The 23,586-nt window shown below is 58.7% G+C and carries 23 protein-coding genes, 1 other RNA gene and 1 pseudogene; 21 read left to right on the plus strand and 4 right to left on the minus strand.

Annotated features, from left to right (window positions below):
• Positions 1-22: 22 nt before the first annotated feature.
• The 3 genes from CMN55_RS02840 to tkt form a co-directional block, all read right to left on the minus strand.
• Positions 23-1,216, minus strand: a complete 1,194-nt coding sequence (locus CMN55_RS02840) for a phosphoglycerate kinase (protein WP_366931959.1) — start codon at positions 1,214-1,216, stop codon at positions 23-25.
• A gap of 24 nt (positions 1,217-1,240) precedes the next feature.
• Complete coding sequence (gene gap, locus CMN55_RS02845) at positions 1,241-2,248, minus strand: type I glyceraldehyde-3-phosphate dehydrogenase (RefSeq protein WP_293948031.1); 1,008 nt, start codon at positions 2,246-2,248, stop codon at positions 1,241-1,243.
• Positions 2,249-2,316: 68 nt separating this feature from the next.
• Complete coding sequence (gene tkt, locus CMN55_RS02850; protein WP_293948032.1) at positions 2,317-4,320, minus strand: transketolase; 2,004 nt, start codon at positions 4,318-4,320, stop codon at positions 2,317-2,319.
• A 405-nt stretch (positions 4,321-4,725) separates the two neighbouring features.
• Here tkt and CMN55_RS02855 point away from each other — a divergent pair, with 405 nt between their 5' ends.
• From CMN55_RS02855 to CMN55_RS02960, 21 genes and pseudogenes are all read left to right on the plus strand, one after another.
• The gene (locus tag CMN55_RS02855; RefSeq protein ID WP_293948033.1) at positions 4,726-4,989 is read left to right on the plus strand and encodes a hypothetical protein; all 264 of its coding nucleotides are present in this window, start codon (positions 4,726-4,728) and stop codon (positions 4,987-4,989) included.
• 1 nt (position 4,990) lies between these two features.
• Entirely contained in the window at positions 4,991-5,305 is a 315-nt protein-coding gene (locus tag CMN55_RS02860) for a cell division protein ZapA (RefSeq protein WP_293948034.1), read from the plus strand.
• 9 nt (positions 5,306-5,314) lie between these two features.
• Positions 5,315-5,473: non-coding RNA, 6S RNA (ssrS, locus tag CMN55_RS02865), on the plus strand.
• Positions 5,474-5,623: 150 nt separating this feature from the next.
• A complete protein-coding gene (locus CMN55_RS02870; RefSeq protein WP_293948035.1) occupies positions 5,624-6,442 on the plus strand; it encodes a TIGR00282 family metallophosphoesterase in 819 nt (272 codons plus the stop codon).
• A gap of 90 nt (positions 6,443-6,532) precedes the next feature.
• Complete coding sequence (locus tag CMN55_RS02875) at positions 6,533-7,285, plus strand: YebC/PmpR family DNA-binding transcriptional regulator (RefSeq protein ID WP_293948036.1); 753 nt, start codon at positions 6,533-6,535, stop codon at positions 7,283-7,285.
• A 28-nt stretch (positions 7,286-7,313) separates the two neighbouring features.
• Positions 7,314-7,829, plus strand: coding sequence for a crossover junction endodeoxyribonuclease RuvC (gene ruvC / locus CMN55_RS02880; RefSeq protein ID WP_293948037.1), 516 nt, complete (start codon positions 7,314-7,316; stop codon positions 7,827-7,829).
• On the plus strand, positions 7,826-8,452 hold the full coding sequence (gene ruvA, locus CMN55_RS02885; protein ID WP_293948038.1) for a Holliday junction branch migration protein RuvA: 627 nt from the start codon (positions 7,826-7,828) through the stop codon (positions 8,450-8,452). The genes ruvC and ruvA overlap by 4 nt, the downstream gene beginning before the upstream one ends.
• A pseudogene (gene ruvB, locus CMN55_RS17020) lies at positions 8,449-9,496 on the plus strand (Holliday junction branch migration DNA helicase RuvB). Before ruvA ends, ruvB begins: the two are co-directional and overlap by 4 nt.
• Positions 9,489-9,977: a tol-pal system-associated acyl-CoA thioesterase gene (gene ybgC, locus CMN55_RS02900; RefSeq protein WP_293948040.1), complete on the plus strand. Its 489-nt coding sequence runs from the start codon at positions 9,489-9,491 to the stop codon at positions 9,975-9,977. Before ruvB ends, ybgC begins: the two are co-directional and overlap by 8 nt.
• On the plus strand, positions 9,978-10,697 hold the full coding sequence (gene tolQ / locus CMN55_RS02905; protein WP_293948041.1) for a protein TolQ: 720 nt from the start codon (positions 9,978-9,980) through the stop codon (positions 10,695-10,697).
• 2 nt (positions 10,698-10,699) lie between these two features.
• Positions 10,700-11,173 carry a protein TolR gene (gene tolR / locus CMN55_RS02910; RefSeq protein ID WP_293948042.1) on the plus strand — a complete coding sequence of 158 codons (474 nt, stop codon included), beginning with the start codon at positions 10,700-10,702 and terminating at the stop codon, positions 11,171-11,173.
• A gap of 18 nt (positions 11,174-11,191) precedes the next feature.
• Positions 11,192-12,148, plus strand: coding sequence for an energy transducer TonB (locus CMN55_RS02915; protein WP_293948043.1), 957 nt, complete (start codon positions 11,192-11,194; stop codon positions 12,146-12,148).
• Between the two features lie 5 nt (positions 12,149-12,153).
• Positions 12,154-13,503, plus strand: a complete 1,350-nt coding sequence (gene tolB / locus CMN55_RS02920) for a Tol-Pal system beta propeller repeat protein TolB (RefSeq protein WP_459253638.1) — start codon at positions 12,154-12,156, stop codon at positions 13,501-13,503.
• A gap of 137 nt (positions 13,504-13,640) precedes the next feature.
• Positions 13,641-14,177, plus strand: a complete 537-nt coding sequence (pal, locus tag CMN55_RS02925; protein ID WP_293948045.1) for a peptidoglycan-associated lipoprotein Pal — start codon at positions 13,641-13,643, stop codon at positions 14,175-14,177.
• A 187-nt stretch (positions 14,178-14,364) separates the two neighbouring features.
• Positions 14,365-15,453, plus strand: a complete 1,089-nt coding sequence (gene ybgF / locus CMN55_RS02930; RefSeq protein ID WP_293948046.1) for a tol-pal system protein YbgF — start codon at positions 14,365-14,367, stop codon at positions 15,451-15,453.
• A 10-nt stretch (positions 15,454-15,463) separates the two neighbouring features.
• Positions 15,464-16,813 (plus strand): tRNA lysidine(34) synthetase TilS, encoded by a 1,350-nt coding sequence (gene tilS, locus CMN55_RS02935; RefSeq protein WP_293948047.1) that lies wholly within the window; start codon positions 15,464-15,466, stop codon positions 16,811-16,813.
• Positions 16,814-16,942: 129 nt separating this feature from the next.
• Entirely contained in the window at positions 16,943-18,868 is a 1,926-nt protein-coding gene (gene ftsH / locus CMN55_RS02940; RefSeq protein WP_366931945.1) for an ATP-dependent zinc metalloprotease FtsH, read from the plus strand.
• A gap of 9 nt (positions 18,869-18,877) precedes the next feature.
• Complete coding sequence (gene folP, locus CMN55_RS02945) at positions 18,878-19,768, plus strand: dihydropteroate synthase (protein ID WP_293948049.1); 891 nt, start codon at positions 18,878-18,880, stop codon at positions 19,766-19,768.
• 60 nt (positions 19,769-19,828) lie between these two features.
• Positions 19,829-21,178, plus strand: a complete 1,350-nt coding sequence (gene glmM, locus CMN55_RS02950) for a phosphoglucosamine mutase (RefSeq protein WP_293948050.1) — start codon at positions 19,829-19,831, stop codon at positions 21,176-21,178.
• Positions 21,179-21,201: 23 nt separating this feature from the next.
• The gene (gene thiD / locus CMN55_RS02955) at positions 21,202-22,005 is read left to right on the plus strand and encodes a bifunctional hydroxymethylpyrimidine kinase/phosphomethylpyrimidine kinase (RefSeq protein WP_293948051.1); all 804 of its coding nucleotides are present in this window, start codon (positions 21,202-21,204) and stop codon (positions 22,003-22,005) included.
• 40 nt (positions 22,006-22,045) lie between these two features.
• Positions 22,046-22,534 carry a DUF2059 domain-containing protein gene (locus tag CMN55_RS02960; RefSeq protein WP_293948052.1) on the plus strand — a complete coding sequence of 163 codons (489 nt, stop codon included), beginning with the start codon at positions 22,046-22,048 and terminating at the stop codon, positions 22,532-22,534.
• A gap of 66 nt (positions 22,535-22,600) precedes the next feature.
• On the opposite strand, the gene CMN55_RS02965 is transcribed toward CMN55_RS02960, so the two are convergent.
• Positions 22,601-23,584: an aldo/keto reductase gene (locus tag CMN55_RS02965; RefSeq protein WP_293948053.1), complete on the minus strand. Its 984-nt coding sequence runs from the start codon at positions 23,582-23,584 to the stop codon at positions 22,601-22,603.
• Between the last annotated feature and the right edge of the window lie 2 nt (positions 23,585-23,586).

Consider the following 23,586-nt stretch of genomic DNA (forward strand, 5'->3'; position numbering starts at 1 on the left):
TATTCTCCCGTGTTAAGGGTTGTCAGCGGGTGAGGGCGGCAACGCCCGGAAGGGTTTTGCCTTCCATCCATTCGAGGAACGCCCCGCCCGCCGTTGAAATATAGGTGAGGCTTTCCGTGACACCGGCCTTGGCGAGAGCGGAAACCGTATCGCCGCCACCGGCGACAGAGATCAGCTTGCCCGCTTTCGTCAGTTTTTCAACTTCCTTCGCAATGGCGATGGTGCCGTCGCCGAAGGGATCAATCTCAAAGGCGCCGAGCGGTCCGTTCCAGATCAGCGTCTTGACGGAGGCGAGGCGGTCTTTCAGGAGGGCAACGGATTCCGGCGCGACATCAAGGATCATCTCATCCGCCGCCACATCGGCAACGCTGGCGGCGCGGTTGGCCGCGCCCGCCTTGAATTCCTTAGACAGAACCACATGATCGGGCAGCAGGATATCGCAGCCGACTTTCTCCGCCTTGGTGAGAATTTCAGAAGCCGTCTCCGCCAGATCATGCTCGCACAGGGAGGCACCGACATTGACGCCCTTGGCGTTCAGGAAGGTATTGGCCATGCCGCCGCCAATCAGCAGGACATCGACCTTTTCGATCAGGTTGAAAAGCAGGTCCAGCTTGCTGGAAATTTTGGCGCCGCCAACAATCGCCATGACCGGCCGGGCAGGCTTTTCAAGGGCCTTGGAAAGCGCCGTCAGCTCCGCTTCCATATTCCGGCCGGCATAGGCGGGCAGGAGATGGGCAATCGCCTCAGTCGAGGCATGGGCACGGTGGGAGCAGGAAAAGGCGTCATTGACATAGACATCACCTGCGGCGGCGAGGGCCTTTGCAAAATCGGCGTCATTCTTTTCTTCACCCGCATGGAAGCGGACATTTTCGGCGAGCAGAATATCGCCGGGTTGTGCCGCCGCGACGGCCTCCGCCACGGAACTGCCGATGCAATCGTCAATGAAGGTGACGGGCCGTTTGATATGGGAAGACAACCCGTCCGCAATGGGACGGAGCGACATATCGGGAACCACTTTTCCCTTGGGCCGTCCGAAATGGCTGAGCAGCAGGACCTTCGCGCCCTTGTCCGACAGCTCGGTCAGGGTCGGAAGGATGCGGTCAATCCGGGTGAAGTCGGAGATTTTTCCCCCTTCGATCGGCACGTTCAGATCGACGCGGGCAATCACAGTCTTGCCGCCCGCGTCCAGATCATCAAGCGTTTTGAAGTCAGCCATCATGTCACTCCGTCGGATGCCGAATTAATCGGCGTTCGCCATGGCGATTGCGGTGTCGCTCATCCGGTTGGAGAAGCCCCATTCGTTATCGTACCAGCTCAGGACACGGACAAAGGTTCCATCAATCACCTGCGTCTGGGTCAGATCGAAGGTGGAGGACGCCGGGGCGTGGTTGAAGTCGATGGAGACGACCGGATCGCTGTTGACAGCAAGAACGCCTTTCAGGCGACCGTTGGCAGCCTTGGTAATCGCGGCGTTGATCTCTTCCGCTGAAGTGGAGCGACCGGCAACGAAAGTCAGGTCGATCATGGACACATTCGGTGTCGGTACACGGACCGAGGTGCCATCGAGCTTGCCCGCCAGTTCCGGCAGGACGAGGCCGACAGCCTTGGCCGCTCCGGTGGAGGTCGGGATCATCGACATGGCCGCCGCACGGGCCCGGCGCAGATCGCTATGCAGTGTGTCGAGAACCGGCTGATCGCCTGTATAGGCATGAACCGTTGTCATGAAACCATGAACCAGCCCGACGCTTTCATTGAGAACCTGCGCGACCGGAGCGAGGCAGTTGGTGGTGCAGGAGGCGTTGGAAACAACGGTGTGTTCTTTCTTCAACTTGTCATGGTTGACGCCGTAAACGACGGTCAGGTCAACATCGGTGCCAGGGGCGGAGATGAGAACCTTCTTTGCGCCTGCTTCCAGATGCTTGGCGGCCGCGTCGCGCTTGGTGAAGATGCCGGTGCATTCAAAGGCGATATCAACGCCGAGCTTGCCCCAGGGGAGGTCGGCGGGATTGCGCTCTGCCGACACCTTGATCGGGCCGCGGCCAAGATCAATTGTGTCGCCATCGACAGTCACGGTGCCGGGGTAGCGGCCATGCACGCTGTCATATTTCAGCAGGTGGGCATTGGCGTCAACGGAGCCGAGGTCATTGATGCCGACAACCTCGATATCCGTGCGGCCTGATTCATAAATCGCCCGCAAAATATTCCGCCCAATGCGGCCAAATCCGTTAATTGCAACACGAACAGTCATTTTTCTTTACTCCTGATTCCCGAATTACGCCGCGCCCGCGACGCCTGTCTTCAAAATTAAAAGCCTGTTTAAAGTCTCTTTTTTGCCGCGGCAACGAGGGCCTCGGCGGTAATGCCAAAATGCGTATACAGCTCGCCCGCCGGAGCGGAGGCGCCAAAGCTGTCGATGCCGACGAAGCCACCTGCCTCGCCGGTGAATCTTTCCCAACCCATGGAGCAGCCCGCCTCGATGGCGATGCGCACAGTATCGGGACGAATGGTTTCTTTTTTGTAAGCAGCGTCCTGTTTTTCAAACAATTCCCAGCAGGGAACCGATACAACGCGAGTGCCGATGCCGTCATTTTCCAGTTTTTTCTGGGCGGTGAGGGCAAGGCCGACTTCCGATCCGGTGGCGAACAGGGTGACCTGCGCTTCCAGATTGGCAGCGGAGAGCTCATAAGCGCCACGGGCGCAGAGATTGTCCGCCGTATGGGTCTTGCGCACCAGATCGAGATTCTGGCGGCTCAGCGACAGGATCGACGGTGTTGATTTCGCCTGCAGGGCAAGCTGCCAGCATTCCATCGTCTCGATCGCATCGGCAGGACGGAAGACGTTGGCATTCGGCATCGCCCGCAGGGAGGCCAGATGCTCGACCGGCTGATGGGTCGGACCATCCTCGCCAAGGCCGATGGAATCATGGGTCATGACATAGATCACCCGCTGCTCCATCAGGGCGGACAGGCGGATCGCCGGACGGGCATAGTCGGTAAAGACCATGAAGGTGCCGCCATAGGGGATAAAGCCCCGATGCAGGGCCATGCCGTTCATGAAGGCGGCCATGCCGAATTCGCGCACGCCGTAATAGACATACCGGCCCGAGAAATCATCAGCCGAGACGGGCTGCATCTGCGGCGTCAGGGTCAGGTTGGAGCCGGTCAGGTCCGCCGAACCGCCGATGGTGGTGGGCAGATGGTCGTTGATGACCTTGAGGGCCTCCTGGCTGGATTTGCGGGTTGCCCAGTTCGGGGCCTCTTCGGAAATGCGGCGCTTATACTCCAGGATGGCATCTTCCAGATCGGCAGGCAGGCTGCCACTCACGGCCGCCTTGAAGTCTGCCTGCTGATCGGCGGGAAGGGCGTCGAGAGCATTTTCCCAGGCAACGGAGTGTCGGGCGCCTTTGGTTCCCACTGTCCGCCATTTGTCGAGAATGGCTGTCGGAATTTCGAAGGGCGGGTAGGGCCAGCCCAGTTCCTTGCGGGCAAGGGCGATTTCCTCATCGCCAAGGGGGGAACCATGCACACCGGATGTTCCCTGCTTGTTCGGCGCGCCGAAGCCGATGGTCGTGCGGCAGGCGATCAATGTCGGCTTGTCGCTCTCGCGGGCCAGATGAATGGCTTTCTCGATCTGTTCGGCGTTATGGCCGTCAACCGCGTGGAAGTCCCAGCCCGCCGCTTCGAACCGGCGTTCCTGATTTTCGGAGACTGCCAGGTTGGTCGCGCCGTCGATGGAGATGGAATTATCGTCCCATAGCACGATCAGCTTGTTCAGCTTGAGATGCCCGGCGAAGGAAATTGCTTCCTGGCTGATCCCTTCCATCAAACAGCCGTCTCCGGCAATCACATAGGTATAGTGATCGACGACATCCTTGAAACGCGCGGCCTGCAACCGTTCGGCAAGCGCCATGCCAACGGACATGGCGAGACCCTGCCCGAGCGGACCGGTGGTGGTTTCAATGCCGCTGGCGTGGCCGAATTCGGGATGACCTGCAGTCTTCGCGCCAAGCTGGCGGAAATTTTTGATCTCATCCAGCGTCATATCCTTGTAGCCGGTGAGATAGAGCAGGGAGTAGAGCAGCATCGAGCCATGACCGGCGGACAGGACAAAGCGGTCCCGGTCGGGCCAATCGGGTTTCGCCGGATCGAATTTGAGAAATTTGGAGAAGAGGACGGTGGCGACATCGGCCATCCCCATCGGCATGCCGGGATGGCCGGAGTTGGCGGCCTGGACGGCGTCCATGGACAGGGCGCGGATGGCGTTCGCCATGTCGTTATGCTGGGTCGGGTTCGGTGATGACTTGGGCCCGTTTGTGTTCATACCTGGTTCTTCTCCATCCACCACCATTCCGCGCGTTCCGCAGGCTGCGGAAACAGAGACTGGCGCATCAGTTTGCGCTGTCGGAGTGCTGGCGCCCTGTATTCGGGTCAGTTGCAAAATAAAACATACGAAAACGTCAGGTCATTCCGGCCCGGATTTCCGTCCTTGTCAGGGGAGGGAGAGCGCCTTGAAACGCGAAGCCGGAGGGCTGCCCTGTCGGGTTCGGGGGGAAGATGCCGCCCAAACATCTGCGCGTCAACCGCTTAGTGCAGGAAACGGGCGGGAAACCCCTAAAAAATGGCGCAAGCAATTGGGTTGACGAGTCTCGGGCCATGATCGTATTGTCCCGATTGAGGGTTTTCCGGAAACTGGCCTTGTTCAGCGCCGAATAGTCGGAAGGGGAAGATGGGAAACAGCGAATCGAGAATGGACGCGGCAATCGCACGGCTGGAAAAGGCCGCAAGTGAAATTGCGCGGGAACGCCAGCAGGGCCGCCATGAGATGAAAGCCGCCGCTGTGAGTTCCGATCTGGCGGCGGAAAACGCTGCGCTCAAGGCCGAACTGGAGGCCCTGCGCGGCAAATATGAAGCGCTTAAGAAAAAGACCGAAGCCGTCTCGGGCCGTCTCGACCGGTCAATTGATCAACTCAGCCTGATATTGGAGCAATGAAATGGGATCGGTAACAGTTAATGTAAACGGTCGCGCCTATCCCATCGTCTGCGGCGATGGCGAGGAACAGCATCTTGAATATCTCGCGGAATTCGTCGACAAGAAGGTCCTCGACCTCAACAACTCGGTCCGCAATGCGAGCGAGGGACAGCTTCTGCTGATGGCCTGCCTGCTGATCGCCGATGATCTGTCGCAGGCCTATGAAACGATCGAGCAACTCCGTGACGAGACAGAGCAGAAGGATGCCTCGGCAGCGCCGCAACAGGATTGGGCGGAAAAGCTGGAAGCTATTGCACAACGGCTTGAAAACGCTTAAATGAACAACGCTGCACTGGCTTGTGCGTTTGGCAACTGATATCCTGGGGCCAATAAAGAAATCTAGGGAGCCGTTCCCTGATTGGACCGTGGTCCGGATATATCGGCGCCCACCTGACTTGTCAGGCCACAGAGATTTCCACCTGCCGACGGCTATGCTGGTGCAGCACTCTTTGTAAAATCTTCTCTGCATATCCCTTCATTTACGCATGCCGGAGATCCAAGGCATGGGTGGCACGGCGGTATTGAAGCCTCGGCTTGCCTTTGCCGCAAGAGGCGATAGACTGCAGGTTCAACTGACGAAAATAAGGAAACTGACGTGAAAGTCCTGTATCTGGGCGACGTGGTGGGACGGCCGGGTCGCGATGTCGTTATTGAACGTCTGCCGGAAATCCGCGAGCGGCTCGCGCCCGACTTTATTGTTGTCAATGGCGAGAATTCGGCGGGCGGCTTCGGCATGACGGAAAAAATCGCGGAGGAGTTCTTCGCGGCCGGTACCGACTGCATCGTGCTTGGCAATCACAGTTTCGACCAGAAGGAGATCATGCCGGTTCTGGAGCGGGACGGGCGCATCCTTCGGCCTGCCAACTATCCGAAGGACACGCCCGGCAAGGGCATCGGGGCGTTCAAGACGCGACGTGGCAAGACCATTCTTGTCATCCAGCTCATGGGGCGGCTGTTCATGGATCCGCTGGATGATCCCTTCGCCATGATCGAACAGCAGCTTTCCGGCAATCCGCTGGGGCGCAAATATGACTTCATCCTTGTCGATCTGCATGCCGAGGCGACATCGGAGAAAATGGCGATGGGGCAGTTCTGCGATGGCCGCGTTTCCATGGTTGTCGGCAGCCATACCCATGTGCCGACGGCGGATACGCAGATCCTGCCCAAAGGGACGGCGTATCAGACGGATGCGGGGATGTGCGGCGATTATGATTCCGTTATCGGCATGGATAAGGAGGAGCCGCTGCGCCGTTTTATCCGCAAGATACCGGCCGGTCGTTTCACCCCGGCGGCGGGGCCCGGCACGGCCTGCGGCGTCTTTGTAGTGAGCGATGATAAAACCGGCCTTGCCACCTATGTTTCCCCGCTTCGCATTGGCGGGCGTCTGATGGAGATCTGGCCATCTGTCACATAACCGCGCGCATTTGCAAAAAGGGGATGCGGGCGGACGGCGGATCGGTTAAAAACGGGCAACCAGAATTTACAGCGGGATCAAGAGTTACCTATGGCAGGACATTCACAATTCAAGAACATCATGCACCGCAAGGGCGCGCAGGACAAAAAGCGCGCCAAGATTTTCGCCAAGCATATTCGCGAACTGACCGTCGCGGCGAAATCCGGACTGCCTGATCCCGCCATGAACCCGCGCCTGCGCAGTGCCATGGCTGCCGCCCGCGCTGACAATATGCCCAATGACAATATCGACCGGGCGATCAAGCGCGCCTCCGGCGAGGCAGGCGCAGAGAATTACGAGGAAATGCGTTATGAGGGCTATGGCCCCGGCGGCGTCGCCGTCATTGTTGAAACGCTGACCGACAACCGCAACCGCACCGCCGCCGATGTGCGCGCCGCTTTTACCAAGGCGGGGGGATCAATGGGGGAGACGGGGTCCGTTTCCTTCATGTTTGACCGGATCGGGCAGGTGATCTATGCGGCCGAAGGGATTGACGCCGATACGATGTTCGAGGCGGCGCTTGAAGCGGGCGCCGAAAATGTCGAGAGTGACGCGCAGATCCATGAAATCACCTGCGCCATGGAAGATTTCAACGAGGTGCGCGAGGCGCTGGAACAGAAATTCGGCGCGCCGCAGGAAGCCGGGATCGTCTGGAAACCGCAGAACAGTATCCCGGTAGAGACCGAGGATCTGGCCAATTCGATTTTCAAGCTGGTGGATGTGCTCGAAGATCATGACGATGTGCAGAAGGTGTCGGCCAATTTCGATATTCCGGAAGAAATCATGGAGAAGCTGGGCGGTTAGGTCCGNCTGAAAGGACTGCTGTTAAATCATGCGTTTACTGGGGCTGGATCCGGGTCTTCGCCATACCGGNTGGGGGATCATCGAGGCAGAGGGNAANACCCTCCGGCATCTGGCCAATGGCGCGATTTCCTCGGANGGATCGGGCAATCTGTCTGAACGGCTGGTGGAGCTGTACAANGGCATAGAGGGCGTCATCCGGGATTGGCANCCCCAGGAAGCAGCNGTGGAGGAAACTTTCGTCAACAAGAACCCGGTTTCGACCCTGAAACTCGGCCAGGCCCGCGGNATCGCGCTGCTGGTGCCNGCGCTGCATGGGCTGACGGTCGAGGAATATGCCCCCAACAAGATCAAGAAATCCGTTGTCGGGGCGGGNCATGCAGGNAAGGANCAGATCCATGCCATGGTCGGCATGTTGCTGCCCGGCTGNGTGATTGCCAATGAACATGCGGCGGACGCNNTGGCGGTCGCCATCTGTCATGCCCATTATGCGNGCAGTAACCGCAANCTCAAAAAAGCCACCATGATGGCGGGACGGGCGTCATGATNGCACGGCTGACCGGCAANCTCGACAGCGCNGGCGAGGACTGGGTGATCCTCGATGTCGGCGGGGTCGGCTATCTGGTGTTCTGTTCGGCNCGCACCCTTCGCANCATGCCGGAGNNGGGNGGCNTTGTATCNCTGCATATCGAAACCCATGTGCGNGANGATCATATCCATCTCTATGGCTTNGATGGCGCGGCGGAGCGGGCGTGGTTCACACTNCTGCAAACNGTGCAGGGGGTGGGCGCGAAGGTCGCGCTCGCTATTCTNTCTCTCTACAGCGGNGANGANCTGACGCAGATCGTNGCGGCGGGCGANAAGACGGCACTGACACGGGTGTCGGGCATNGGGCCGAAAGTGGCCGGACGTATCACGGCGGAANTGAAAGACAAGGTNGCGAAAATGAACCTCGGTCCTGTCGCCTTCGCGGCCGCGACGGGGGTCGCNGTGAAACCGGCGGCGCAGCCACAACAGGCCGCGGCCGGGGACGCGGTTTCGGCGCTGGTCAATCTCGGNTATGGCCGGGCGGAGGCCTTTGGTGCGGTGGCGGCGGCGGCNCGCNNCCTNGGACCGGATGCCACCNTTGAGGCGCTGATCACCGCCGGGCTGAAGGAGTTGGCNGCATGAGCGAGGAGAGGCTGGTAGGNGCAAGCGCCTCGTCGCAGGATGATCTGGAAGCGCATTTCCGNCCGCAGGTTCTGGCCGATTTCACGGGCCAGAAGCANGTTCGGGAAAATCTCAGCATCTTNATNCAGGCCGCGAAGTCGCGCGGNGAAGCCCTTGATCATGTGATGTTTTTNGGCCCGCCGGGCCTTGGCAAGACAACCCTGTCNCAGATTGTCGCGCGTGAACTTGGTGTGAATTTCCGGGCAACGTCCGGGCCGGTNATCACCAAGGCGGGNGATNTGGCNGCGCTGCTCACCAATCTGGAAAAGAACGATGTGCTTTTCATTGATGAAATCCATCGCCTGAGCCCGGCGGTGGAGGAAATNCTNTATCCGGCGATGGAGGATTTTCATCTTGATCTGATNATNGGNGANGGNCCCGCCGCCCGCTCTGTCCGGATTGACCTGCCGCCNTTTACCCTGATCGGGGCGACGACCCGNTCCGGNCTGATCACCACGCCGCTTCGCGAACGTTTTGGCATTCCGCTGCGCATGAATTTCTACGANCCGGAGGAGCTCAAGCTTATTGTGGCGCGCGGNGCNCGGGTGCTNGGCTTCAGCCTGTCCGATGACGGNGCNATGGAAATTGCNNGGCGCAGCCGGGGAACNCCNCGNGTNGCCGGGCGNCTGCTTGCGCCGGGTNCGGGATTTTGCGGCGGTGGCNGGGGCCGANCTGGTGGANGCGGTGCGCGCCGATGCGGCGCTGAACCGGCTGGAGGTGGACAAGCGCGGACTGGACGCCATGGACCGGCGTTATCTTTCAAGGATAGCGGAGGATTTTGGCGGCGGCCCGGTTGGGGTCGAAACCCTGTCCGCGGCCCTGTCCGAGCCGCGCGACGCCATCGAGGATATTATCGAGCCCTATCTGATCCAGCAGGGCTTTCTGCAACGCACGCCGCGCGGGCGGATGCTGACGCGGGCCGCGTTCGATCATCTGGGGCTCGCCTTTCCAAAGGTGCTGCGCGAACAGCTTTCCCTGATCGAGGATGAGGGGCAGGATGAGTGAGGCAAGAATGCTCGGCCGGTTCGAGCGGGAAGAGGCAGGCGTGCGCCATATCTTCCCCCTTTCCGTTTACTGGGAGGATACGGACGCGGGCGGCATTGTCTATTACGCCAATTATCTCAAATTCATCGAGCGGGCCCGCACCGACATGCTGCGCGGTCTTGGCATCAACCAGCAACGGATGATGACGGAAGAAGGTGCGAATTTTGTTGTCCGCGCCTGTGAAATCGAGTATCTGCGCCCCGCCATCATGGAAGACGAGCTGGAAATTATCACCCGTGTCACCGATTTGCGCGGGGCGTCCTTGCGTATGGCGCAGGATATTTGCCGCGATGGGGTGCGACTGGTGGAAACAAAGGTGCGAATTGCCTGTCTGGATGCGGATGGACGGCCACAGCGTCTTTCTTCTGCCATAAATGAAAAGTTTAATGCAATGATCGGGCAGGGGGCCTTGCCCGCGAAGACTGTAGCCGGGGAAGAGTAAATGGAAAATGATCAGATTGTCGCCACCCAGATGGGGGGCGGGGCTCACGATTTATCTATGGTTGGCCTGTTTGTTCAGGCCGACATTGTTGTGCAGATTGTCATGATTGTGCTGGTGCTGGCGTCCTTCTGGAGTTGGGCGATCATCATTGACAAGATTATCCGTTATCGTCGGGTCAGCGCCGATGCGGATGAGTTTGAAAATGAATTCTGGTCCGGCGGCAATCTGGAGGATCTGTATCGCCGCGTGGGCACCAGCCCGGACAATCCGCTGGCCATGCTGTTCTCGGCCGCCATGAAGGAATGGTCCCGCTCGACCGAGAAGGGCCTTGGCAAGCATACCCATACCGGATTGCAGGCGCGGATCCATCAGGTAATGCGCGTCACCATCGACCGCGAGGTGGAGCGGCTTGAGAAGTACCTCGGTTTCCTTGCAACGGTTGGCTCAACGGCCACGTTTCTGGGCCTGTTTGGCACGGTCTGGGGCATTATGAACAGCTTCCAGTCCATTGCCGCCACGAAAGACACCAGCCTTGCCGTTGTCGCGCCGGGTATTGCCGAGGCGCTGTTTGCGACGGCACTCGGGCTCGTCGCCGCCATCCCGGCAGTAATCGCCTATAACAAATTCTCCAACGATCTGCAGCGGATTATTACCCGCCTTGAAGGATTTGCGGGGGAATTTTCGGCGATCCTGTCCCGCCAGCTTGATCTGAGTGACTGATCATGGACAGCAATCATTATAAAGCGTTCACGGGCAAGGGCCGCCGCCGTCGCCATACCCAGATGTCGGAAATCAATGTGACGCCCTTTGTCGATGTGATGCTGGTGCTGCTGATCGTGTTCATGGTGACGGCGCCGCTGCTGACTGTGGGCGTCCCACTCGATCTGCCGACCACGAAGGCGGAAACCGTACAGGGCAACGATGAACCCCTGGTCATCAGCGTCAATGCAGAAGGGCGGGTCTTCCTTGAGGATACGGAGGTACTGCTGGAGGATCTGGTGCCGAAGCTGCGGGCGGTGACCGGCGCGAAGCAGGATCAGCGGATTTTTGTGCGGGGCGATACCAATGTGAATTATGGCCGTGTGCTGGCCGTGATGGGGGAAATCCATGAGGGCGGCTTTAACCGCGTCGCCATGATATCCGCCGGACCGGGCCGGGCGCCTGCTTCCGGCAACAGCCAGAACAGTAACGAGTAACAAGAGGTTCTCCGACTGATGAGAGTGCCAGCCCTAGCTTCGGCCGTTTTGCATATGTTGATCCTCGTGATCATGTATACGGGGCTGCCCTTGTTCACGGATCCGAAGGAGTTTGAGCCACCGGCCGTTATCAATGTCGAGATTGTTGATATAGCGGATATCACCAATCTGCCGAAACCGGCGCCGGAACCTAAAAAAGTGGAACCGGAAGTCAAGCCGGAAGCAAAGCCCGAACCCAAACCGGCGCCCAAGCCGGAACCGGCACCCGCCCCGACACCAGAGCCTGAACCCGCCCCGAAAGCGGAGCCGGAGCCCGCACCACAGCCGCAGCCCGAACCGGAGCCTGCCCCGAAGGCGGAGCCGGAACCGGCAGCCAAGGTTGAGCCGGAGCCTGCGCCCAAACCGGTGCCGAAGCCCGTTGTGAAACCGACGCCGAAGCCGGCACCGAAGGTGGAGCCGAAACCGGAACCCAAGCCGGAGCCCAAACCCAAACCGAAGGAAGAGCCGAAGAAACCTGCGTTCGATATGAACCAAATGAAGGCGCTGCTGGACAAGAAAAAGCAGGAGCAATCGCCGCAGACGAGCGAGCCATCCGACATAAAAAAGCCCGATTCCGGTGAAAGGGTGCCGAATTCTTCAACCAAGGCGGCGGACGCCTCGCTGCCGATGACCATCAGCGAGCTGGATGCGCTCAAGCAGCAGGTGCAGAAATGCTGGAATGTGCCGACAGGCGCCGTCAATGCGGAAGACCTGGCGATTACGATCGAAGTGCGGTTGAACCAGGATGGAACCTTGATGGGACAGCCGCAAATTGTTAATCAGGGAAGATATAAAAGCGACTTCCACCGGATTGCGGCGGAAAGCGCAAAGCGGGCTGTTCTGCAATGCCAGCCCTACAAGCTGCCGCCGGAGAAATACGAACGCTGGCGTGAGATTACGATGAACTTCGACCCCAGGGAGATGTTTGGGCAATGAGGATGATGGAAATGCGTAAAGCCCGGTTTGGGGTGATGTTGATTGCGGCCTTTGCCGCGAGCCTGATAACGGCGTCGCTGGCGCGGGCCGAACTGGTGATTGATATTACCCAGGGCAATATCGAGCCGATGCCGATTGCCGTAACCGATTTCTTTGCCGATAACGAGGCGACGGACAAGATCGGTAAGCAGATGGCGGCCGTCATCCGCGCCGATCTGGAACGCTCGGGTCTATTCGCGCCCATTGATCCACGCGCCTATCTGCAGCAGCCGAAAGATTTGCAGGTCACGCCGGTCTTTGCAAACTGGCGTAAAATTGCGGCCCAGGCCCTGTCCACCGGTCTGGTGCGGGCGCTGGGTGACGGACAGATCAATGTGCAGTTCCGGCTCTGGGATGTCTTTGCCGAGCAGTATCTGACGGGTATCCAATATACGACTCCGCCGTCCAACTGGCGCCTTACCGCGCATCTGATTGCCGACGAAATATATAAGCGACTGACGGGAGAACAGGGTTATTTCTCGACCCGGGTTGTCTATGTATCGGAAAGCGGGCCGGCGGACCGGCGCATCAAACGTCTCGCGGTTATGGACCAGGATGGGGAGAACCATCAGTTCCTGACATCCGGGAACGAACTGGTGCTGACACCGCGCTATTCACCGACCCAGCAGGTGCTGACCTATCTCTCTTACTTCAATAATCGGCCGCGGGTTTATCTCTATAATCTGGATACGGGGCAGCAGGAGATTCTGGGCGATTTCCCTGGAATGACTTTTGCGCCGCGCTTTTCTCCGTCCGGTAACCAAGTTGTGATGAGCATGGCACAGGACGGAAACTCGGAGATTTACGTCATGGATCTGCGGACGCGGGAGATCAAGCGCCTGACCAATCATCCGGGCATTGATACCGCGCCGTCCTTTTCACCGGATGGGACGCAGATCACGTTCGAATCCGATCGGGGCGGGCGTCAACAGATTTATGTCATGGGTGCCGATGGCTCGAATGTTCAGCGGATCAGCTTTGGCAGCGGTAACTACGGTACGCCCGTTTGGTCTCCGCGGGGGGACCTTATTGCCTTTACGAAGCTGACGGGCGGCAAGTTTTCCATCGGGGTGATGCGCACCGACGGATCACAGGAGCGCATCCTGACGGAGGGTTTTCACAATGAAGGGCCAACCTGGGCGCCAAATGGCCGCGTACTGATGTTTTTCCGCCAGATTCCGGGAAAAAATGATGGCCGGAGTGATAAAGTCCGCTTGTGGTCCATCGACCTTACAGGATATAACGAGCGGGAGGTTTTAACGCCGGGGGACGGATCGGATCCTGCGTGGTCGCCACCGTATAACTTGAATAGGTGAGGCCAAACCTTTATAGTTCGGTCGATTATTATCAGTCGGGGATATATTATTTCGTTTTTCAGAGATGTCACAGACGCCCTTGTCAGACGTTATGATACCCAAAGTTCAGAGATTCCAAAAGGATGGGAGTTAAGTACATGCGGTTCAATCTAGGCCTTAAGACCTTAAGTATTTTCGCGGCTCTGCTTCTTGTCGCAGCTTGCGAAACGGCACCAACAGAAACCGGCGACAGCTCGGGTGGGGGCGCAGCGACCCAGACCAGCGGATCGGGTTCCTCTTCTTCAACCACAACCGCAACGACGACCACGACGGTCCAGCCTGGCAGTCAGGAAGATCTGGTTCTCAATGTCGGTGATCGTGTCTTCTTCGGTTTCGATCAGTATGATCTGACGTCTGAAGCTCAGGCAACGCTGCAGCGGCAGGCCGCCTGGCTGAACGCCAATCCGGCAGTTACGCTTCAGATCGAAGGCCATTGTGACGAGCGCGGTACGCGGGAATACAACCTCGCCCTCGGTGATCGTCGGGCGACGGCCGTAAAGAACTATCTGGTGACCCTTGGCGTTTCTGCAGACCGTCTGTCGACGATCTCCTACGGCAAGGAACGTCCGGTAGCGCTCGGCCATAACGAAGCCGCCTGGAGCCAGAACAGACGTTCGGTTTCGATGGTAAACTGATCAGAACTCATAAACCATCCGAGGCCCGTTGCCGCGCTAACTTGTTAGCTGCGACAGCGGGCTTTTTCGTTTGATAAATGTCAGGACGCGTTTTGTTGCGCGGGCCATTATCATAAAATTGCCAATATTTCGGGCAAAATTGGACTGTTGAATAACGACCGAAGGATCGGAGAAAGGGCGTACCGCAATGATGTGGAATGTTTCGAATGGCGGTAAGGCTTGGGGCCGGATTCCGGCCGGAGCAGGATATATCACCGGCATGGCGCTGTTTGCCGTGATATTGCTCGGCAGCCCTGTCCTTTCGATGGCCCAGAGCAACAGCGAGGTCAGGGCGCTGGTGGATCGCATCAACCGTCTTGAAAAAGACCTGACGGATATGCAGCGGCAGATGTATGGCGGCGCATCGGCGCCGCGTCCGGCGCCATCAACGGGTGCGGCTACCCTGCCGTCCGGTTCCGGTTCGGGCAATATCAGCCCCGACGGTCTCAACCTTCTCATGCAGCGCATCAGCGCTCTGGAAGAAGAGCAGCGCAGCCTGACCGGCGCGCAGGAAGAAAATTCCCATAAGCTGAACCAGATCTCCACCCGTCTCGACAAGCTGGTGAAGGATGTGGATTTCCGCCTTTCTGAAATAGAAAGCCGTCTTGCGACATCCGGCAGCGTTTCGGGCGCAGAGGGGTCGGCGATCGGCGGGGCGTCTGCCGGGGCCGGGACGGGCCCGACTATTATTGACGGTAGCAGCGGCCAATCCGCCTCGTCCGCACAAGGCAGCGGGACTCTTGGAACCCTGTCCACAGGCAGCGGTACAGCCGGAACATCTGAGAGCGGGAACACGGCCTCTCTATCCGGTGACGCGACTACAGCTCCAGCCGCCGGGCAGCTTCCGAGCGGGTCGGCAATGGAGCAGTATAACTATGCCATCTCTCTCATCCGCGATGACCGTTATGCCGAGGCGGAAGTGGCGTTCAGTGATTTTCTCAAAAATCATAAGGAAAGCGAACTGGCCGGAAATGCGCAATACTGGCTGGGTGAAACCTTCTATGTGCGGGGCGATTATCCCAATGCCGCCTCCGCCTTTTTTGAAGGGTATCAGAATTATCCCGACAGCTCCAAGGCGGCGGATAATCTTCTGAAACTGGCCATGAGCCTCGGGCGGATGGATCAGAAGGCGGAAGCCTGCGCGACCTTTGCCCAGATGGACAAGCAGTTTGCCCAGGTTCCGGCGCGCCTGCGGCAGACGGCCGACCGCGAGAAACAGAAATACGGCTGTAGCTGACAGAAGGCCTGTGAAGTCCTCCCATAATGCCGATAAATTACTAAATGCCTTCGCGGCGGAGATGACAGCCCTGCTGCCATTGCCGCCTGCTCGCGTGGCGATTGCCGTTTCGGGCGGTTCGGACAGCATGGCCCTCGCGCTGCTCACACAAGAATGGGCAAGACGGGCGGGCGTTGCTCTGCTGGCTTTCAGTGTTGATCATGGCCTGCGGCCGGAAGCGGCCGCGGAGGCCCGACAAGTGCGGGATTGGCTCGCTATGGCCGGGATTGAAACCGTCATTCTGACATGGACCGGACCGCATCCGCAAAGCGGCGTGCAACAGGCGGCGCGGGAGGCGCGCTATGCCTTGATGACGACGGAATGCCGTGCGCGCGGGATTTCCCATCTTTTGCTTGGCCATCAGCTTGAAGATCAGCTTGAAACCTTTCTGATGCGCCTTTCCAAAGGCAGCGGGCTGGAAGGCCTCGCCGCCATGGAACCGGCCCGCGAACGGAATGGGATCAAATTATTGCGTCCGCTGCTCGGCATACCGCGGGAGCAGCTGCGACAGTATCTTCAGCAATGCGGGCAAGACTGGATTGATGATCCGGGCAATGACAATCCCGGCTTTACCCGTACGCGGGTGGGGGGCATCCTTGCGGCGCTGCAGGCGCTGCCGGGGAGCGGGCAGGACAGCATTGCCCTTGCACTTGCCCGGTTACAGCGGGCCGATGACAGTCTTGAACAGCTTGCGGCGCAGTTTTTGTGGGCAGAGGCGGAGATTGACCCCTTCGGCGCCATTAAAATTGCGGATGCAGCGCTCTGTGCCCTGCCGGAGGAAATTGCGCTGCGTGCCCTGGCCGCCTCCTTGCGCGCGGTTGGCGGGGGCGCTCATATCCGTCTGGCGGCCGTCGAAGACCTTTATCAGCGGATGCAGGCAAGCGAAGCAGCCGGTGCGGCGATGAGTGCAACGCTCGGCGGTGCTTATGTGACGCGTAAAAATCATCACTGGTATTTCTGCCGTGAAACGGGGCGGCAGGGCCTGCCTGAAGTGCCGCTTCAAGATGGCGAAACAGGCTGGAGCTGGGATCAGCGGTTTTATATTCATGATCTGGCCCCGTCGCGAGAGCGTTCTGATAATCTTACGCTGCGCGCGCTCGGCCCGGCGGGAGGGAGAGAGGCGGTTCGGCGCGCATTGCTGCCCGCCGAAGCGGCGATGACAGCGAAACAGCGCAACAGTCTGCCGGGAGTATGGCGGGGCGATCATCTGCTGGCCGTGCCGCTTCCGTCTCGATATATATCCGGCGAAACGTCTGGAAATCAGCGTTTTCGTCTCGATTTTCGGGCATTTTACTGGATACCCCGCGGGAATTCATGCTAAAGATGGCGTTAAAATTATTGCCCTATTGGAACTTGATGTTAACAGATTATATTTAGATGTAATCCAGTTCGGCATGCCAGCAAGCGGCGATCGGGCCCGATGGGTCCGCAATGTGAAGGAAACGAATACGTGAATCTTTTCGGCAAAAATATTGTCCTTTGGGTAATCATTGCATTGCTCGTTGTGGCCCTTTTCAACATTTTCAATGATCCGTCCCCGCGTAATACGGGGATGTCAATGCCATATTCCACCTTCCTTGAGGAAGTGAAGAGCGGCCGGGTCAAGAATGTCACCATCCAGGGGCCGAATATCAAGGGCATGACCGATGACGGCCGGGCCTTTACGACATATGCGCCTGAAGACAGTACGCTGGTCAGCAACCTGACCGATCACGGTGTGGTCATTAACGCCGCGCCGCAGGAAGAAGGCAGCATGCTGATGGCGACGCTGCTGTCCTGGTTCCCGATGCTGCTGCTGATTGGCGTCTGGATTTTCTTCATGCGCCAGATGCAGGGCGGTGGCGGCAAGGCCATGGGCTTTGGCAAATCGAAAGCCAAGCTGCTGACGGAAAAACATGGCCGTGTCACATTTGAAGATGTCGCCGGTATTGAAGAGGCGAAGGAAGAGCTGGAAGAGGTTGTCGATTTCCTGAGAAATCCGCAGAAATACCAGCGCCTCGGCGGCAAGATTCCGAAAGGTGTGCTGCTGGTCGGCCCTCCCGGCACGGGTAAGACGTTGCTGGCCCGCTCTGTCGCGGGTGAAGCGAATGTGCCCTTTTTCACCATTTCCGGTTCTGACTTCGTTGAAATGTTTGTCGGTGTCGGCGCCAGCCGCGTCCGTGATATGTTCGAACAGGGCAAGAAGAATGCGCCCTGCATCATCTTCATCGACGAAATTGATGCGGTCGGCCGTCATCGCGGTGCCGGTCTCGGCGGCGGCAATGACGAGCGTGAACAGACCCTCAACCAGATGCTGGTGGAGATGGACGGGTTTGAAACCAATGAAGGCGTGATCCTGCTGGCAGCGACCAACCGCCCGGATGTGCTGGACCCGGCGCTGCTGCGCCCCGGCCGTTTCGACCGTCAGGTGGTGGTCCCGAACCCGGATATCATTGGCCGCGAAAAAATCCTGAAAGTGCATATGCGCAAAGTTCCGCTGGCGCAGGATGTGGACGCCCGCACCATCGCGCGCGGCACGCCCGGCTTCTCCGGTGCGGACCTTGCGAACCTCGTGAATGAGGCGGCGCTGCTGGCGGCGCGCAAATCCCGCCGTCTGGTGACCCATCAGGAGTTCGAGGAAGCGAAAGACAAGGTCATGATGGGCTCGGAACGGCGCTCCATGGTCATGTCGGAGGAAGAGAAAAAGCTCACTGCTTATCATGAAGGCGGCCATGCGCTGGTCGGCATGCATATGAAGGCGTCCGATCCGGTGCATAAGGCCACCATCATTCCGCGCGGCCGCGCCCTCGGCATGGTCATGCGCCTGCCGGAGAAGGACAGCTATTCCCTGCGCCGGGATCAGTGCCTCGCCCATCTCGCCGTCGCCATGGGCGGCCGTGTGGCGGAAGAGATGATCTTTGGTCATGATGCGGTCACGACGGGCGCCTCCGGTGATATCAAGATGGCGACCGATATGGCCCGCCGTATGGTTACCGAATGGGGCCTTTCCGACAAGCTGGGGCCGCTCATGTATGGCGCCAATCAGGAAGAGGTTTTCCTCGGCCATTCGGTTGCGCAACAGAAGAATATGTCGGACTCCACCGCGCAGCTCATTGATCAGGAAGTGCGCCGTTTCGTCGAGGAAGGCGAAGCGACCGCCCGCAAGATCCTCAATGATCATGTGGAGCAGCTTCACCGCATCGCCAAAGGGCTTCTGGAATATGAGACGCTCAGTGGGGAAGAGATCAAGATCCTGATGGAAGGCGGCGACATCAACCGTCCGGAAGATATTGATCGGCCGGTTGACAAGGGGCCAAGCTCCGCGGTGCCGGAAGCGGACGGGCACAAGAAGCCCGGCGGTCCCGGACTGGAACCGGAACCGCAGCCCGGCGCGTAAGGACGCTTCATGAACGATACAACAAAAGGCTCCGCTTTGGTGCGGGGCCTTTCTTCTTTTGCCGATATGAGGACGCCTGAGCAGCGCGCCCGTCCGTTCCGCCGGCCGCAGATCATGGGCATTGTCAATGTTACCCCGGACAGCTTCTCCGACGGCGGGGTCCATGATGACGCAGCCCGCGCCATTGCTCATGCCCGCAAGCTGGTGGAGGAGGGGGCGGATATCCTCGATATAGGCGGGGAGAGTACGCGCCCCGGCTCCGACGCGGTGAGTGCGGAAGCGGAGATTGCCCGTATCATTCCGGTGATTGAGGGGTGCCGCGATCTGGGCGTCCAGATTTCCGTTGATACGCGAAAGCGCGCGGTGATGGCGGCGGCCGTTGCGGCGGGCGCGCATCTGATCAATGATGTGAGCGCACTGGAATATGACCCGGAGAGCCTTGCCTATGTTGCCGGAACAGACCTTCCGGTCTGCCTGATGCACAGTCTGGCGGATCCAAAAACCATGCAGAACAACCCTGTCTATGACGATGTGCTGGCGGAGGTGACGGATTATCTGGCGGAGCGTGTCCGCATATGTGAAGCGGCGGGTATCGGCCGCGACCGGATCATCATCGACCCGGGCATCGGCTTTGGCAAGACGGTTGAGCATAACCTGACCCTGATCCGCGGGCTTGCCAGTCTTCATAGTCTTGGCTGCCGGGTGCTGCTCGGGGCCTCGCGCAAGCGCTTTATTGGCACCCTTACTGGCGAGCCGGTGGCGGATCGTCGCATATCCGGCTCCGTTGCCGTTGCCCTGTATGGCGCGATGGCGGGGGTGGATATCGTTCGTGTCCATGACGTGCGGGAGACGCGCGAGGCACTGGATGTCTGGCAAGCCATTGAAAGCGCCTCTTTTTAGCCATCTTTTAAAATTTATCTGTTAGAGTGCAGTCCGATCTTTCAAGCTATGAGTACACCGATGACACGCAAGTATTTTGGAACCGATGGCATTCGCGGCACCGCCAACAAGGAGCCGATGACCGCCGATATTGCCCTGAAAGTGGGAAAGTCCGCGGGCCGTAAATTTGCCGGGCGCGGTGATTTTCGCCACCGTGTTGTCATTGGCAAGGATACCCGCTTGTCCGGCTATATGGTGGAACCGGCGCTGACGGCGGGTTTCACCTCTGTCGGGATGGATGTGATTCTGGTGGGGCCCATGCCGACGCCCGCCATTGCCATGCTGACCCGGTCGCTCCGCGCGGATCTCGGGGTGATGATTTCGGCGTCCCACAATTCCTTTCAGGACAATGGCATCAAGCTGTTCGGCCCGGATGGCTACAAGCTTTCCGATGATGTGGAGCTGGAAATCGAGGCGGACATTATTGACGACAGCAATATTGTGCTGGCAGAACCGGCGAAGCTCGGCCGGGCGCAGCGGCTTGATGATGCGCGCGGGCGCTATATCGAATTTGCCAAAAGCAGTTTCCCGCGCAAGCAGCTTCTCAAAGGCCTCAAAATTGTCGTCGATTGCGCGAATGGCGCGGCCTACAAGGTGGCGCCAACAGTCCTGTGGGAGCTGGAGGCGGAAGTGATCGCCATGGGCGTTGCGCCCAACGGGTTTAACATTAACGATGGCTGCGGCTCTACCTCGCCGGAGGCAATGTGCGAACGGGTTGTGAAGGAAGGCGCCGATCTCGGCATTGCCCTTGACGGGGATGCGGACCGGCTGCTGATCTGCGATGAAAAAGGCCGCCTCATTGACGGTGACCAGTTGATGGCGCTGATCGCCCGCACCTGGCAGAGCCGGGACAAGCTGCGTGGGGGTGGGATTGTCTCCACCGTCATGTCCAATATGGGGCTTGAAAAATATCTGGAGGGCCACGGCCTCACACTCGCCCGCACCAGTGTCGGCGATCGTTATGTGGTGGAGCATATGCGTGAGCATGGCTTCAATGTGGGTGGGGAACAGTCGGGTCATATCGTGCTTAGTGACTACGGTACAACGGGGGACGGGCTGATTGCCGCCTTGCAGGTCCTCTCGGTGATTGTCGAAAAAGGCCGTCCTGTCAGCGAAATCTGTTATAACTTCGATCCCTTCCCGCAGATACTGAAAAACGTCCGTTATGGTTCGCATGATCCGCTTAATATGGAATCCGTGAAAAAGGCGATCCGCGATGGTGAGGCCCGTCTTGGCAAGGAAGGGCGTCTGCTGATCCGTAAATCGGGAACAGAGCCACTCATTCGTGTGATGGGAGAGGGGGTCAATAATGCCCTCGTAAATGAAATCGTCGATAATATCGTGGATGAAGTGACCGCTTCGGTTGGATGATGCGGATTGAGGGTGAGGGAAGAATGCAGGGACGCGTACTGATCATTGCCGGATCTGATTCCGGCGGCGGCGCGGGTATACAGGCAGATATCAAGACGGTGACGGCGCTCGATGGTTTTGCCATGACGGCGATCACTGCGCTGACGGCGCAGAATACACTGGGCGTTGAGGGGATTGCTGAGGTCGCCCCGGAATTCGTGGTCAAGCAGATCGACATGGTACTGTCGGATATCGGCGCGGATGCCATCAAGATCGGCATGCTGCACCGGAAAGAGGTGGTGGATGCCGTTGCCGCCTATTTCGATGAAACCGAAGATCTGCCGCCTGTGGTGCTCGATCCTGTGATGATTGCGAAGGGCGGGGCCAACCTGATTGCGGCGGAAGCGGGGGAGGCCATCAAAAACCGTCTGATTGGCCCACATACATATCTTCTTACTCCTAATATCCCGGAGGCGGAGCAGCTGACCGGCATGACCATCCGGAGCCGGCAGGATATGGAAAAGGCGGGGCGCCGGTTACTCGATCTTGGACCGGTCGCCGTCCTCATGAAGGGCGGTCATGCGGAAGGGGAAACGGTCACCGATCTGCTGATCTCGCCGCAAGGCGTGGAGACCTTCAGCCATCCCCGGATTGACAGTAAACATACGCACGGGACGGGCTGCACGCTGTCATCGGCCATCGCAACCGGGCTTGCGCAAGGGCTGTCGGCCGCTGCGGCCGTTGACCGTGCCATTCGCTATGTGGAGATTGCCATCAGACAGGCCCCGGGATACGGGGCGGGGCATGGTCCCATGGATCATGGCCATCCTGTCATGCCGTTTAACTAGAATACCGCCCAGGCATTTGTACCAACTGGAAGGAATTGTTATGAAGTTGAAGTCCGGTCTTATTGCCATTGGCATGATCTTTACGCTCGGCATTGGGAATGTCATGGCGGACCCGGCGCGGGAGAAAGCTGTCACGGAGCTTCTGGAAATTACCCGCACGGCAGAACAGATCAAAGCCGTCACAATCCAAAGCATCCGCCTGTTTCTGGATCAGGGGTTCCGCTCTCATCCCGATATTGCGGAGGAGGCAAAAGACCGTGCCTACGAGATTATGGTGGAGACCCTGCAGGAAAATATCGATGGCCTTGTTGATCCATTGAAGAAAGTCTATGCCGACACCTACAGCCTTGAAGAACTCAATGCGATGATTGATTTCTACAGCAGCGATATCGGCCAGAAAGTGGTGGAAAAAACCCCGGTTATCGCGCAGCAGGCCGTTGTTATCGGCAGCCAATGGGGCATGACAGTCAATCGCCAGGTGATGGAGCGTATCCACAAGGACCTCGCCGACAAAGGCTACAAGCTTTAACGGTTACTGCCCGTAACACCATGCAGCTTTGTTTGGCCCGCCATCTCTATTTTCGGGTATCCGCGTTTAGCGATGCCCGGCGACGGCATGCGGGACATAGGCCTCATTCAGCCGGGCGAGATCATCCATTTCCAGCGAGATATCGAGCGCGGCGACGGCCTCTTCCAGATGGCTCATCTTGCTGGCCCCGACAATGGGGGCGGTGACATGCGGGCTGTGGCAGACCCAGGCGAGGGCGATCTGCGCGGGACTGAAACCCCTCTCCTTCGCGATATCCTGCACCACCGACAGCACGTCATAATCTGCATCCTGGCCGATTTTCATGGATTTGATCATGGCGTCAGAGCGTGATCTTGTCGTTGCCCCATCTTCCCCTTTCTTGCGGTTGCCGGCAAGGAAACCGCGCGCGAGCGGCGACCATGGGATGACACCGATGCCCTGATCCGCACAGAGGGGAAGCATTTCGCGCTCCTCCTCCCGATAGACGAGATTATAGACATTCTGCATGGAGACGAATTTCGCCCAGCCGTTCTTTTCCGAAATGGAAAGCGCCTTCATAAACTGCCAGGCGAACATGGAGGAGGCGCCGATATAACGCGCCTTGCCCGCCCGGACAACATCATTGAGGGCTTCCAGCGTCTCCTCAATCGGGGTGTCATAGTCCCAGCGGTGAATCTGGTAGAGATCGATATAATCGGTGCCGAGACGACGGAGGCTGTCGTCAATGGCATGCAGGATATGCTTGCGGGACAGGCCACCGCTGAGCGGGCTATCGCTCATCCGGTTGAAGACTTTGGTGGCGATGACAATCTCGTCGCGTTTCGCATAATCCCGCAGGGCGCGTCCGACTACCATTTCCGACACGCCAAGGGAATACATATCGGCGGTATCGAAGAAATTGATGCCGAGTTCCAGCGCCCGGCGGATGAAGGGGCGGCTTTCCTCTTCGGGCAGGACCCAATCCCGCCATTTCGGATCGCCGTAGGTCATGGTGCCCAGGCAAAGTTCGCTGACTTTGAGGCCGGTTTTTCCCAAACGCTTCAGATTCATTG

The organism is Sneathiella sp. (assembly GCF_002694385.1).
Taxonomy (GTDB): Bacteria; Pseudomonadota; Alphaproteobacteria; order Sneathiellales; family Sneathiellaceae; genus Sneathiella.

Excerpts from the sequence above, each read along its gene's own strand:
- CMN55_RS02840 (WP_366931959.1), bottom strand. The coding sequence starts at position 1,216 with ATGGCTGACTTCAAAACGCTTGATGATCTGGACGCGGGCGGCAAGACT.
- gap (WP_293948031.1), bottom strand. The coding sequence starts at position 2,248 with ATGACTGTTCGTGTTGCAATTAACGGATTTGGCCGCATTGGGCGGAAT.
- tkt (WP_293948032.1), bottom strand. The coding sequence starts at position 4,320 with ATGAACACAAACGGGCCCAAGTCATCACCGAACCCGACCCAGCATAAC.
- CMN55_RS02855 (WP_293948033.1), top strand. The coding sequence starts at position 4,726 with ATGGGAAACAGCGAATCGAGAATGGACGCGGCAATCGCACGGCTGGAA.
- CMN55_RS02860 (WP_293948034.1), top strand. The coding sequence starts at position 4,991 with ATGGGATCGGTAACAGTTAATGTAAACGGTCGCGCCTATCCCATCGTC.
- CMN55_RS02875 (WP_293948036.1), top strand. The coding sequence starts at position 6,533 with ATGGCAGGACATTCACAATTCAAGAACATCATGCACCGCAAGGGCGCG.
- ybgC (WP_293948040.1), top strand. The coding sequence starts at position 9,489 with ATGAGTGAGGCAAGAATGCTCGGCCGGTTCGAGCGGGAAGAGGCAGGC.
- tolQ (WP_293948041.1), top strand. The coding sequence starts at position 9,978 with ATGGAAAATGATCAGATTGTCGCCACCCAGATGGGGGGCGGGGCTCAC.
- tolR (WP_293948042.1), top strand. The coding sequence starts at position 10,700 with ATGGACAGCAATCATTATAAAGCGTTCACGGGCAAGGGCCGCCGCCGT.
- CMN55_RS02915 (WP_293948043.1), top strand. The coding sequence starts at position 11,192 with ATGAGAGTGCCAGCCCTAGCTTCGGCCGTTTTGCATATGTTGATCCTC.
- tolB (WP_459253638.1), top strand. The coding sequence starts at position 12,154 with ATGGAAATGCGTAAAGCCCGGTTTGGGGTGATGTTGATTGCGGCCTTT.
- pal (WP_293948045.1), top strand. The coding sequence starts at position 13,641 with ATGCGGTTCAATCTAGGCCTTAAGACCTTAAGTATTTTCGCGGCTCTG.
- ybgF (WP_293948046.1), top strand. The coding sequence starts at position 14,365 with ATGATGTGGAATGTTTCGAATGGCGGTAAGGCTTGGGGCCGGATTCCG.
- folP (WP_293948049.1), top strand. The coding sequence starts at position 18,878 with ATGAACGATACAACAAAAGGCTCCGCTTTGGTGCGGGGCCTTTCTTCT.
- glmM (WP_293948050.1), top strand. The coding sequence starts at position 19,829 with ATGACACGCAAGTATTTTGGAACCGATGGCATTCGCGGCACCGCCAAC.
- thiD (WP_293948051.1), top strand. The coding sequence starts at position 21,202 with ATGCAGGGACGCGTACTGATCATTGCCGGATCTGATTCCGGCGGCGGC.
- CMN55_RS02960 (WP_293948052.1), top strand. The coding sequence starts at position 22,046 with ATGAAGTTGAAGTCCGGTCTTATTGCCATTGGCATGATCTTTACGCTC.
- CMN55_RS02965 (WP_293948053.1), bottom strand. The coding sequence starts at position 23,584 with ATGAATCTGAAGCGTTTGGGAAAAACCGGCCTCAAAGTCAGCGAACTT.